The organism is Streptomyces sp. UC4497, assembly GCF_054871485.1.
In genome coordinates this window covers 52,294-64,746 of record NZ_JBTYHB010000008.1, presented here as the reverse complement: position 1 = coordinate 64,746, position 12,453 = coordinate 52,294, and the positions used below count along the sequence as shown (strand labels likewise).

Genomic DNA, 12,453 nt, shown 5'->3' with positions numbered 1-12,453 from the left:
CCGGTCGCCACAGGGCATTCCCCAGGGTGTACCGAATCGGCCGGGCCGGGACGGCGCAGGCACTCACTGGCACACGAAGGGATCTGTTTCGCCCATGTACGCAGCATCGTCCTCCGTGTCCGCCCCGCCCCGGCCGCTGCGCCCCGCCCGTCCGGCGGTCGGCGGAAGCGGCCCGTACCTCGACCCCGCGCGGCCCGCGGCTCCGACGCTGAACGGCATCGCCCGGCCGCGTCGCGCCCCGGGGCTCGGCACGCAACCGCTCAGCGGGAGACTCGACTTGTCCGGCCCTCAGGGCGCCCAGCTGCGCACGGCGATCGCGTCGGTGCACCGGATCTGCCCGGAGTTCCATCCGGTGCAGGTGTTGCGCCGCTCCCCGCGCTCCGTGCTCCTCGTCGGAACGACAGGGCGCAGCACCGCCGTCGCGAAGTGTTTACTCGACCATGCCCCCGCCTACGCGGCGCGGATCCGGCACGAGATAGCCGCATACCGCTCGTTCGTCCGACACCGGCCCCCGGTGCGGGTGCCCCGGCTCATCGCCGCGGACCCCGACAACGGCACGCTGGTGATCGAGCGGATGCCCGGTCGGGTGGCGGCCCTGCAGCGCCACCCGGTCGAGGCACCGCCCCGGGCGGATGTGCGCGCCGCGCTCGGCGCGATCTGCCGGGTCAACCAGTGGCGGCCGCCGGCGGGCACCTTCGACGCCCCACTGGACTACGCGGCGCGGATCAACCGCTTCCATGACCTGGGTCTGCTCACGGACCGGGACATGGGTGACCTGCAGAAGCTGCTGCACGGGATCGCGCACACCGCGGGCCGCGGCGGCATGGGCCAGTTCTGCCACGGCGACGCCCTGTTGTCGAACGTGCTGCTGGCTCCCACCGGCCCGGTGCTCGTGGACTGGGAGCACGCGGGCTGGTACCTGCCGGGCTACGACCTGGCGACGCTCTGGTCCGTGCTCGGCGACGCCCCGGTGGCGCGGCGTCAGATCAGTCAGCTCGCACAGTCCGGCGGGCCCGCGGCACGCGACGCCTTCCTGGTCAACCTGATGCTCGTACTGACACGGGAGATCCGTACGTACGAGACGGCCGTGCAGCGTTCCCTGCACGAACAGACCCCGGCGGCACCGTCGGTTCAGGCCCACGCCGGTGCTGCGCCGTCCGGTGAGGAGCAGCGGCTGTTGCTGCGCCGCCTGCACGACGACTGCAATATGGCCCGCAAGGCGGTGCGAGCGGCAGTCGGCACTCGCTGACGGGGACGACGATCCGCGGGGCGCCCGGAACATCAGGGCGCACCGCGGATCTTCGTATGTCCGCAGCCATGGGCACGGGCGGGAAATCCGGGGGAAACTCCGCTGGGCACCGCATGATTGACGGATCGTCGGCGGGCCGATAGCACTGAGCCATCATCGGCCCGCAGGCACCGCGCGGCATCCCGAACCCGGCGTTCCCAGGAGGCACCGTTGTCCCGATTCCTCAGCGAAAGACGTTCCCGTGCGGGTGTGCGGGTGGCGGGCGGCACCATCGGGGTGGCGGCGCTGCTGCTGCCGCTGCTCGGTGCGTCACCGCCCGGTGCCTCGGCCGAGGCACCTTCGGGTCGGCTGCAAGGGGCGTTCGCCTCGGCGGCGGCCGAGTACCAGGTGCCGCAGAGCGTGCTCCTCGGTGTGTCGTATCTGCAGTCGCGGTGGGACGCGCACGACGGGGCGCCGAGCGTCACCGGCGGCTACGGCCCCATGCATCTGACGGACGCGCGCACCGCCTTGTCGAAAGTCGCGGCGCACAGTCATGCGGAGGGTGACGCGCGCGGTGACGACTCGCGGGCCCCGCTCCGGGCCACGGAGGCCGTGCCGCCGACCGGTCAACTCCCGGCCCGACTGCGGACGTTGCCGCGCGCGGCGAAGCTCACCGGACTGCCGGCGGATCGACTGCGCAGCGATCCGGCGGCGAACGTGCGGGGCGGCGCCGCTCTTCTCGCGGCCGCCCAGAAGAAGCTCGGCAAGCCGCTCAGCGACCGGCCCGCCGACTGGTACGGGGCGGTCGCGGCGTTCTCCGGCGCGGACGACGCCGCGACGGCCGGTACATACGCGAACGATGTGTTCGCGGTGATCCGCGACGGCGAGCGGCGCACCACGGACGCCGGCCAGGAGGTCACCCTCCGCGCCCGGCCGGACGCCGAACCGCAGGCCGCGCAGATTGAGAAGATGGGGCTGCGCAAGGCGGACGCGGGCGGGACGGAGTGCCCGAAGACCGTGTCGTGCGAGTGGATCCCGGCACCGTACGAGGAGTTCGGCGACGGCGACTACGGCAATCACGATCTCGCGGACCGTCCGAAGGACCAGAGCATCGACTACATCGTCATCCATGACACGGAGGCGACGTGGGAGCAGACGCTCAAGCTGGTCCAGGACAAGACGTATCTGGCGTGGCACTACTCGCTGCGCTCGACGGACGGGCACATCGTGCAGTCCATCAAGAACAAGGACGTCGGCTGGCACGCGGGCAACTGGTACGTCAACGCGAAGTCGATCGGCCTGGAGCACGAGGGTTTCCTCGCGCAGCCGGACTCCTGGTACACGGAGGAGATGTACCGGTCGTCGTCGCGCCTGGTGAAGTACTTGTCGAAGAAGTACGGCATCCCGCTGGACCGGCAGCACATCCTGGGTCATGACACGGTGCCGGGCACGACGGCGTCCACCATCAAGTCGATGCACACGGACCCGGGCCCGTACTGGGACTGGTCGCACTACTTCGCCCTGATGGGCAAGCCGTTCCACCAGACGGCGGGGCCGAACGGCGGCCTGGTGACCGTCGCCCCCGAATTCGACGAGAACCGGCCGAAGTTCACCGGCTGCGAGAAGGCGGGCGTGGCCTGCGCGCCGCACGGTTCGAGCGCCGTGCGTCTCTACTCGGAGCCCAGCGAGGACGCCCCGCTGATCAAGGACATCGGGCTGCGTCCCAATGGCGACCCCTCGACGATCGACGTCAACGACATGGCGTCGCGAGTCTCCGCGGGCCAGCAGTACGCGGTCGCGGGCCGCGAGGGCGACTGGACGGCCATCTGGTACCTGGGCCAGAAGGCCTGGTTCAAGAACCCGTCCGCGCAGCCGACCGCCGTACCGGCCAAGGGACTTGTGGTCACTCCGAAGCCGGGCGCGAGCGATGTCCCGGTGTACGGGAGGGCCTACCCGGAGAAGGAGGCCTACCCGTCGGGCATCACGCCGCAGGCGATCTCGCCGCTGCCGTACAAGCTGCTGTCGGGCCAGCGCTACGCGACGGGCGGCACGACCACGGGCGAGTACTTCTACTCCCCCACGTTCGACACCTCGTCGCACAAGGTGGTCAAGGGCAAGGACGTGTACTACGAGATCCAGTTCGGGCACCGCGTCGCGTATGTGCGGGCGGCGGACGTGCAGGTGCTGCCGTCGAAGGTCTCGTAGGACCCGGGTACTGACCCGTCGTGCTGCTCAGCCCTGCTGGAACAGCTCCGCCGGCAGCGGCTTGAGCAGCGCGTACAGGTCGTCCGTGATCGGGCGGTCCCAGGACGCGATGGTCACGAGCACATTGTCGCTGCGGTCGAACTGGACGCAGGAGATCCGCGTCTCGGAGAGCTTCAGGCGGCGCACCACGAGGAGGTTGTCGCCCTGCATCACCGGAACGTCCTCCACGTCGGTGACGGTGACTTCCTCGTCGTTCTCGAGCGCGACGAGGAGCTGGGCGACCTCGAAGGGGATCTCGCCGTCGTCCACCTCGCGGGCCGGGGAGCCCTCGGGCAGATTGCCGATGACCATCGCGGGGCCGCGGCCGCCGAACAGGTCGTAGCGCAGGAAGACACCCTGGCAGGTTCCGTCGGGGGCGGGCAGCAGACCGGCGCCCAGGTTGCCCGGCCAGTCGCCCGGATCCATGGCCAGGACGTCGAAGTCGGGACCCGCGGGGGTCGCAGCGCGGCGGCGGAGGAAGGACATGCCGCAATGGTACGTCCACGCTCCGCGTGGATCGGGCTCGGGTCGTCCTCGATTCGCTGCATGGGGCGCACAGCGGTGGCCTACTCCCCCAGCGCCGCCGCCAGCCCCTTCGCGTCCGTGCCCAGCTTGCGGTAGACGGACGACAGCAGTCGGACGACCGTGGGCTCGTCCGTGTGGAGGTCCCGCGCGATCTCCGTGGGGCAGGAGCCGCGCGCCGCGCCGGACGCCGCCGCCCGCTCACGCGCGGTGAGGGTGTCCGTGACCGCGCCGTGCAGGGGCCGCGGTCGCAGGCCCGCCGCTGCCAGCTCGTCCCGGGCCTGCTGCGCCAGGCCGTCGGCGCCGCAGCCGATCGCCGTGTCGAGCCCCCGGTAGAGGTGGTCCGCCGCTTCCTTGGAGCGGCCCTTGCGGCGCTGTTCCGCGCCGAGGGCGACGAGGGAGCAGGCCAGCTCGTAGCCCGCGGGTGAGCGCTCCAGGTGGGCGACGGACTCCTCCAGGAGCTTGGCGCGCTCGGTACCGGTGGAGACCTCGGCCACGACGCGCAGGGCCTGGCCCACGGTGGACGGAGCCCCGTAGTGCCGGGCCCGCTCGACGGCGTCCTCGGCGAGCGCCCGGGCCCGCTCGGGCGCGTCGGGCGCCTCGGCGCGGGCGAGGTGCAGCTGCCAGGGGCACCACGCGGGGTTGCGCATGCCGCGCGGGTCGAGGCGGCGGCCCGCCGCGGCGAGCTCCTCGACGGCGTCCTCGGTGCGGCCGAGCGCGAGGAGGAGTTCTCCGTACACGGTCTGTGCGTCGGGGAAGACGACGGCAGCGGGGAACGGCGGTCCGAAGGCGTGCTCGTCCGCCACCTCCTTGGCCTCGGGGGCCCGGCCGCGCGCGAGCAGCACCTCGACGAGGGTGCCGACGGCGTACCAGTGGGCGGGGGTGCCGGGCCCGACGCGCCGGGCGAGGCGCAGGCCCGCGCGCACGAAGTCCTCGGCCTCCGCGAGCCGCCCGCGCCGGTAGCGGATGTAGCCGAGGAGCGTGTACGCGAAGGAGAGGTGGGCGCCGCGCCAGCCCGCCTGCTCGAAGTCGGCGATGCCCTCGACGAAGAGTTCCTCGGTGCGGCCCGGCCGGTCGGCGTAGAGGAAGGCCATGGCGACGAGGACGGGGACCTCGAAGCCGCGGTCCTCGTCCGCGGCCCAGCGCAGGCCGCCGGCCAGGGCCCGCTCGGCGTGCCGGATCGCCGTGTCGGCGGGCTCGCCGCGCAGGGTGGCGTCCCAGGTGCGCAGGCCGATGAGGTAGCGCTCGGTGAGGTCGCGGCCGGTGAGCCGGTCGGCGAGTTTGGCGAGGCGTCGGGAGCGGGCCGGGGAGTCGGGTTCGTCGGCGCGGAAGGCGTCCCACATGAACTGTTCGGCCTGCATGCGCAGGCGTACGCGCGGGTCGTCGGTGACGCGGATCTCGCGGGCGAGCGTCTCCGAGGCCTCGGCAAGGCGGTCGGTGTGGGCGAGGACTTGGGAGAGGCGGTAGACGATGCCGTGGCGCAGGGCCGGGTCGGTGATGGGTTCCTCGAGGGCGGCTCGCAGGTGGTTGACGGTGGTGGCGGGCTCGGTGAGCAGGGAGGCGCTGCCGAGTTCGTAGAGGACGGCGGCGCGGTCGTCGAAGGCCGGGGGTTCGCGCAGGGCGCGGGCGAGGTAGCGGCGGGCGGCGTCGGGGGCGCCCGCGCGGACGGTCTCGGCGGCGGCGGCGCGCAGCTGCCGTACGACCCAGGGGTCGCCCTCGGGGTGGGTCTCCAGGAGGTGCCGGGCGGCGGCGATGGGGCCGAGTCCCGCGTCGAGGACGGTCCAGGCGGCCTGTCCGTGCAGGGCCACGCGGATGCCGCCGGGGATGGCGCGGTAGACCGCGGTGGCGATCAGCGGGTGGACGAATTCGAGCGGGTCCGCGCCCTTGAGTACGCGCGCCGCCCTGAGCCTGTCGGTGGCGTCGGCGGCCTCTTCCGGGCCCAACCCGGCGACGTTCGCCGCGAGTTCGGGCGCGATCTCGGTGCCGAGCACGGCGCAGGCCCAGGCGTAGCGGACGGTGGAGGCGCCGAGGCGTTCGATGCGGGCGACGAGGCCGCTGCCCTTGGCCGCGGCAGCGAGGTCGCGCAGCAGGTGGGCGCCGGTCTCGGTGGGGACGAGGCCGCGGTCGCGCACCTTCGCGGTCAGCTCGACCGCTTCGAAGGGGTTGCCGGCGGTGACGGCCCAGCATTCGCGGCAGAACGCGTCGTCGGCGTGGCCGCCGAGGGATTCGCGGACGAGGCCGGCGATGGCGGAGGCGCTGAGGGGTTCGAGTCCGAGGGCGCGCCGGCCCGAGCGGCCCGGCAGGCCGCGCAGGGCCTCGGCGTGGTCCGGCAGTTCTTCCGGCCGGTAGGCGACGACGAGCAGGAGCGGCAGTTCCTCGGAGCGCGGGGCGAACGCGGCGAGCCAGCTCAGGGACTCCGGGTCGGCCCAGTGGGCGTCGTCGAGGACGAGGACCATGGGGGCCTGTTGCACGGCGAGGTGGGTGAGCACCCAGTCGAGGCCGTCGCGCAGGCCCTGTGGGTCGGGCGGCGCGCCTTCGGTGGGGGCGCAGAGGCCGAGGGCGGGGCCGACGATCGCGTACCAACTGCCCAGCGTGGCGCGAAGCTCGGCGGCGGAGGCGCCCGCGAGGCGTGGCTGGAGGAGCTGGCGCGCGACGTGGAAGGCGACGCCCTGCTCCTGGTCACCGCCGCGTGCGTACAGGACGGTGCAGCCCTTGGCGGCGGCCTTGCGGCGCACTTCGGCGAGGAGGCTGGTCTTGCCGAGTCCGGCGGTCGCGGCGACGGCGAGCAGCGCGCCGTGCGGCCGGTCCGGGGGCTCTCCGCCATCCCTCGGGAGTCCGGTCAGCTCGTCCAACGCCACGTCCACGACGGCGAGTTCACTGTCCCGCTCGAACAGCTTCCGCCTGCCCCGGCCATCGCTCCGCACCATGGCGCACCCCCACCCGCGGCACGGTCGCGCGCCGCGGTTTCCAGGAACCTCAGCGTACGCCGGGGCGCCCCCGCCGGAGCGTGATGCGTCATTCTCGGTACGAAAACCGGTGCGGTTTGCGGTTCCGGTGCGGTTAGGGTAAGGCGTCATGAACGGGACGGTGCTCGACCACTGGCGGGGCGGCCTGGGCGCGGTGCCCGAGGAGGTGTGGCGGCATCCCGAGCTGGAGGTGCTGCTGCTCGCCGACAATCGGCTCACACACCTCTCCGGACGCATCGGCACGCTGACGCGCCTGCACACCCTCGACCTCGGGCACAACCTGCTCACCTCGGTCCCGGCGGAACTCGGCGACCTCACCGGCCTGAGCCGTTTCCTGTATCTGCACGACAACCGGCTCACCGAACTACCGGAATCGCTCGGCGCCCTCGACCGGCTCGCGTATCTGAATGTCGGCGAGAACCGGCTGACGGCGCTGCACTCCACGCTCGGCGCGATGACCGGTCTCGTGGAGCTGCGCGCTCAGCACAACCGGCTCGACGCGCTGCCGGACGGCATCGGCGGGCTCACCTCACTCCGGGAGCTGTGGCTGCGCGGCAACCGACTGACCGCGCTTCCAGCGTCCGTAGGCGATCTGGCGGAGCTGCGGGAGGTGGAGCTGCGGGACAACGCGTTCACCGTCGTGCCCGAGGCGCTGCGGGCTCTTCCTCGCCTGCGCCGGCTCGATCTGCGCGGCAATCGGCTGCGCGAGGTGCCGGGGTGGGTCGCGGAGCTGCCCTGCCTGGAGAAGCTCGACCTGCGCTGGAACGAGGTGCGGCTCGCGCCCGGCCTGCTCGACGAGCTGACCGGGCGCGGCTGTGTCGTGCTGCGCTGAGCGCGGCTGTGTCGTGTGGCGCTGACCGGGACGCGGCCGTATGGGCTCAGTCGTTCTCGGGCGGCACCACCGCGACAGGGCCGGCCGCGTGCAGCAGGGCCGCGTGCGTGACCGAGCCGAGCATCGGGGCGGGGCGGGTGAGGCGGCGGCGGTGGCGGCCGACGACGACCAGTTCCGCGTCGCGCGAGTTCTCGACGAGATGGCCCGCCGCGTCGCCCGGCACCACCAACACCTCAACCTCAACTTTAGGGTGAGAGTCCCGTAGCTCCGCGAGAGTCTCATCGGCCACTCGAAGCGTGTCGCGCTCCGTCGCCTCCTGGTCGACGGCCGTGGGCGTGAAGTCCCCGTACGCCGTCCACGCCAGGACCGGCCACGGATAGGCGACGAGGACCTGGAGCCGGGCACCCGTGCGGGCCGCGTGCGCGAACGCGAAGGCCAGCGTCGTGTGGTCCGGCGCGTCCGCCTTGAGCCCGACAACAACGCGCGGCCCAGGCGGCACCTCCGCGTCGCCGTGCACCTCGCGCCCCGGAGGCGGCACCACGACGACCGGGCAGGCCGCGTCGCGCGCCGCCGACACACTGTTCGAGCCGAGCACCAGGCCGGCGAAGCCGCCGCGCCCGCGCGAGCCGACGACCAGGAGCTGGGCCTCGGCGCTCATCTCGGACAGCACCACGGCCGGCAGACCGACCCGGCTGATGAACTCGAGTGGCGGCAGCCCCTCGCGCCCCTCCAGGTCCTTGCGCAGCTCCGCGAGGACCGTGTCGTTCTCGGGCTCCTCGTCGAAGTCCGCCACGAGCACCTCGGCCTGGAGGAACGGCGCGTACTGCTGTACGTGTACGACACGAAGCTCGGCGCCGCGTCGGACCGCCTCGGCGAGCGCCCATTCCAGGGCGCGGCGGCTGCCGTCGGAGCCGTCCACCGCGGCGAGGACGGGCAGGTGGTGCGGTGTTGCCATGATCTCTTCGCCTCCGACACCGGGCGCGTCGCCGCGCCCTCATTGACCGGCTGTTCCTGTGGCCAGGCTCGCAAATGCCGGGGCCACAGGACAGGGCCGTTGGTCCTGTGTCGGAACCGCGTAGGAAAAGAGCCGCGAAAGCGACTACGTGAGGTCGAACTCGCCCTCTCGGGCACCGCTCACGAACGCCCCCCACTCGGCCGGCGTGAAGATCAGGGACGGGCTCTCTGGGTGTCCGCCGTTGCGCATCGCGATGAAGCCCTCGACAAAGGCGATCTGGACATCGCCCTGGCCCCCGCTGCTGGACCGCCAATCCGCTTTGCTGAGGTCCAGGTCCGGCTTCTGCCACCCCATGAGCGGGTGCTGGTCGATGGTGCTCTCGGCCACGTCCGTGCTCCTCCCGGTTCGTCGTCCGTGCGCCAGCCTAGCGATCGGTACGTGCCGCGCACAGGCCGCGAAAGGGATGAAGGTCAACGCGCGTTCATCGGGTGGGCTGTTCGGCGCCGACGAGCCACATGGAGAAGAACTGCGAGCCGCCTCCGTAGGCGTGCCCGAGGACCTTCCGTGCGCCCTCGACCTGGTGTTCCCCGGCCTGACCGCGCACCTGGAGCGCCGCTTCGGCGAAGCGGATCATCCCGGAGGCGCCGATGGGGTTGGTGGACAGGACGCCGCCCGACATGTTGACGGGGAGGTCCCCGTCGAGCTCCGTGACACCGGATTCGGTGAGCTTCCAGCCCTCGCCCTCGTCCGCGAACCCGAGGTTCTCCAGCCACATCGGCTCGTACCAGGAGAACGGCACGTACATCTCGACGGCGTCGATCTCGCGGCGCGGGTCGGCGATCCCGGCCTGTCGGTACACGTCGGCGGCGCAGTCCTTGCCGGCCTGCGGGGAGACGAAGTCCTTGCCCGCGTGGAGGGTCGGTTCGCTGCGCATGGCGCCGCCGTGCACCCAGGCGGGCGGCTTCGAGGAGCGGGCCGCCCCCGCGCGGTCGGTGAGGACCATCGCGCAGGCGCCGTCGGACGAGGGGCAGGTCTCGGAGTAGCGGATGGGGTCCCAGAGCATCGGCGAGGCCTGGACCTTCTCCAGGGTGATGTCGTGCTCGTGGAGGTGGGCGTACGGGTTCTTCAGCGCGTTGCGCCGGTCCTTGTAGGCGACGACGGAGCCCACGGTGTCGGGGGCGCCGGTCCTGCGCATGTACGCGCGCACGTGCGGGGCGAAGAAGCCGCCGGCGCCCGCGAGCAGCGGCTGCTGGAACGGGATGGGCAGCGAGAGTCCCCACATCGCGTTGGATTCCGACTGCTTTTCGAAGGCGAGGGTGAGTACGGTGCCGTGGACGCGGGCCGCGACGAGGTTGGCGGCGACGAGCGCGGTGGAGCCGCCCACGGATCCCGCGGTGTGCACGCGGAGCATCGGTTTGCCGACGGCGCCGAGCGCGTCCGCGAGGTACAGCTCCGGCATCATGACGCCCTCGAAGAAGTCGGGCGCCTTGCCGATGACGACGGCGTCGATGTCGGCCCACGTCAACTCGGCGTCGTCCAGGGCGCGTTGGGCCGCCTCGCGGACGAGGCCCGCGATCGACACGTCCCGGCGGGCGGCGACGTGCTTGGTCTGCCCGATCCCGACGACCGCCACCGGCTCTTTCGACACGGCCTTGCTCATCACTGGTCCTCCCCTTCGAGTACGGCGACCAGGTTCTGCTGGAGGCAGGGCCCGGAGGTGGCGTGGGCGAGGGCGCGCCGGGAGCTCCCGCCGTGGATGCGGGCGGCGGCCTCGCCGATGCGGATGAGCCCGGCGGCCATCACGGGGTTGGCGGCGAGCGCGCCGCCGGACGGGTTGATGTCGACGTCGTCGCCGAGGCTCAGGGCGCGGCGCAGGACGACCTCCTGCGAGGTGAACGGGGCGTGCAACTCGGCGGTGTCCACGGGCCGTTCGAAGGCCCCGGCGTTCTCGGCGGCGAGCCGCGCGGAGGGCGAGTCGGTGAGGTCGCGCACCCCGAGGCTGTGTGCCTCGATGCGGTGGTCGATGCCGCGGATCCAGGCGGGCCGCTCGCACAGTTCCCTGGCGCGGTCGCCCGCGGCGAGGATCACGGCCGCGGCGCCGTCCCCGATCGGCGGGCAGTCCCCGGTCCGCAGCGGATTTACGACGTAATCGCCGTGCGGCACGCTCCCGCGCAGCTGGGCGTGCGGATTGCCCGAGGCGGACTCCCGGCTGCGGGCGGCGACCCCGGCGAGCGCGGGCTCGTCGGTGTGTCCCCCGTCGATCAGCGCCTGCGCCTGGAGGGCGGCGAGCGCGACGGAGTCGGGCCACAGCGGGGCGACGTAGTACGGGTCGAGCTGACGCGTCAGGACGTCACGTACGGAGCCCGGTGAGGACTTCCCGTAGGAGTAGACGAGCGCGGTGTCGGCCTCACCGGTCAGCAGCTTGGTCCACGCCTCGTACAGGGCCCACGCGCCGTCCATCTCGACGTGGGACTCGGAGATCGGCGGCCAGGCGCCGACGCCGTCGAGCGCCATGGTGAACGAGAAGGCGCGCCCTGCGAGGTAGTCGCTCGATCCCGAGCAGGTGAACCCGATGTCGCTGGTCTTCAGGCCCGTGGCGTCGAGGACCTGGTGCAGGACGGGCATCAGCATCTCGACCTCCGACTGTTCGTCGGAGGTACGTGTGTGGTCGGTCTGCCCGAAGGCGACGACGGCGATGTCCCGGATCGGCGGCCGCATCAGATCATCTCCCTGTACGTGTCGTAATCGGCGTCGGGTTCACCGGTGGGCCGGTAGTGGTCCGGATAGCGCCCGCCCTCCGTCCACACGGGTTCGACGCGCAGCCCCATGCGCACCTGGTCGTACGGGATGCCCGCGATGCGGCCGTGCAGGGCGAGGTCGGCGCCGTCGAGGGCGATGTGGGCGTAGACGTACGGGACTTCGATGTCGAGGTTCTTCGCCTTGATGTTCACGATGCAGTACGTGGTGACGGTGCCCGCGGGCCCGACCTCGACCGCTTCCCCGGTGGCGACGCCGCAGGTGGGGCAGGCGCCGCGCGGCGGGATGTAGACCTTGCGGCAGGAGGGGCAGCGCTCGCCGACGGTGCGGCGCTCCGCGAGGGCGTTGATGTAGCGGGTCTGGGCGGCGCCGGGGCTGTAGGTGTAGTCGAGGCGGGCGTGGGCGACGATGCCGGTGACGGCGTCCTCGAACTCGCCACTGTGGGGCGCCGGTTGGGAGGGCGTGTCGTCGCCCTCGTACGGCTCGAAGCATGCGATGTCCGTGATGGCGCCCTCGCGTTCCTCGGCCCAGCGGACGCGCACGCGCATGCCGGAGTGCACGGCGTCGGGGCCCGGGGCGTCGAGGGCGTGCAGCAGGGCGGTGTCGGCGCCGTCCAGCTGGACGAGGACCCAGGCGAAGGGGGTGTCGAGGGGCTGGCCGCGCCGCGGCTCGGGGTTCCAGGCCCAGGTGGTGACGGTGCCGGTGGCGCCGACCTCGACGAGGTCGCGGATCTCCTCGGCGGTCACGGGGTCGTACTCGACCGGCGGCACCAGGACCTTCCCTTCGCCGGTCCGCACGCCGAGGACGGTGCGGTCGCGCAGACCGCTGAGGAAGGCGGACTGGACGGGGCCGAGGGAGCGGGTGAACGGGAACTCCACGACCAACGGCGCGCGCAGCACCTCCGGCCTGGCGGTGGATGTCATGAGGCCTCCTTGACGTAGGGGCGGGC

General features: G+C 72.5%; 10 protein-coding genes. 3 read left to right on the top strand and 7 right to left on the bottom strand.

All coding sequences use genetic code 11. The features are described from left to right. Positions 1-94: 94 nt before the first annotated feature. Together ACYSUO_RS13525 and ACYSUO_RS13520 are read left to right on the top strand one after the other, a co-directional pair. The gene (locus ACYSUO_RS13525) at positions 95-1,249 is read left to right on the top strand and encodes an aminoglycoside phosphotransferase family protein (RefSeq protein ID WP_461776312.1); all 1,155 of its coding nucleotides are present in this window, start codon (positions 95-97) and stop codon (positions 1,247-1,249) included. Between the two features lie 249 nt (positions 1,250-1,498). Then, a complete protein-coding gene (locus ACYSUO_RS13520; RefSeq protein WP_461776517.1) occupies positions 1,499-3,433 on the top strand; it encodes an N-acetylmuramoyl-L-alanine amidase in 1,935 nt (644 codons plus the stop codon). Between the two features lie 27 nt (positions 3,434-3,460). Here the strand turns inward: ACYSUO_RS13520 and ACYSUO_RS13515 are convergent, their stop codons facing one another. Next, positions 3,461-3,958, bottom strand: a complete 498-nt coding sequence (locus tag ACYSUO_RS13515; RefSeq protein ID WP_266724986.1) for a hypothetical protein — start codon at positions 3,956-3,958, stop codon at positions 3,461-3,463. A gap of 80 nt (positions 3,959-4,038) precedes the next feature. After that, complete coding sequence (locus ACYSUO_RS13510) at positions 4,039-6,921, bottom strand: ATP-binding protein (RefSeq protein ID WP_461776311.1); 2,883 nt, start codon at positions 6,919-6,921, stop codon at positions 4,039-4,041. Positions 6,922-7,069: 148 nt separating this feature from the next. Here ACYSUO_RS13510 and ACYSUO_RS13505 point away from each other — a divergent pair, with 148 nt between their 5' ends. Then, on the top strand, positions 7,070-7,792 hold the full coding sequence (locus ACYSUO_RS13505) for a leucine-rich repeat domain-containing protein (protein WP_461776310.1): 723 nt from the start codon (positions 7,070-7,072) through the stop codon (positions 7,790-7,792). 46 nt (positions 7,793-7,838) lie between these two features. On the opposite strand, the gene ACYSUO_RS13500 is transcribed toward ACYSUO_RS13505, so the two are convergent. From ACYSUO_RS13500 to ACYSUO_RS13480, 5 genes are all read right to left on the bottom strand, one after another. Further along, on the bottom strand, positions 7,839-8,747 hold the full coding sequence (locus ACYSUO_RS13500) for a universal stress protein (RefSeq protein ID WP_461776309.1): 909 nt from the start codon (positions 8,745-8,747) through the stop codon (positions 7,839-7,841). 144 nt (positions 8,748-8,891) lie between these two features. Further along, the gene (locus tag ACYSUO_RS13495; protein WP_327658884.1) at positions 8,892-9,134 is read right to left on the bottom strand and encodes a DUF397 domain-containing protein; all 243 of its coding nucleotides are present in this window, start codon (positions 9,132-9,134) and stop codon (positions 8,892-8,894) included. A 94-nt stretch (positions 9,135-9,228) separates the two neighbouring features. Continuing rightward, positions 9,229-10,395 (bottom strand): thiolase domain-containing protein, encoded by a 1,167-nt coding sequence (locus ACYSUO_RS13490; RefSeq protein ID WP_461776516.1) that lies wholly within the window; start codon positions 10,393-10,395, stop codon positions 9,229-9,231. An 11-nt stretch (positions 10,396-10,406) separates the two neighbouring features. Beyond that, positions 10,407-11,465, bottom strand: a complete 1,059-nt coding sequence (locus ACYSUO_RS13485) for a thiolase domain-containing protein (RefSeq protein ID WP_461776308.1) — start codon at positions 11,463-11,465, stop codon at positions 10,407-10,409. Continuing rightward, positions 11,465-12,427 (bottom strand): Zn-ribbon domain-containing OB-fold protein, encoded by a 963-nt coding sequence (locus ACYSUO_RS13480; protein ID WP_461776307.1) that lies wholly within the window; start codon positions 12,425-12,427, stop codon positions 11,465-11,467. The genes ACYSUO_RS13485 and ACYSUO_RS13480 overlap by 1 nt, the downstream gene beginning before the upstream one ends. Positions 12,428-12,453: the final 26 nt, after the last annotated feature.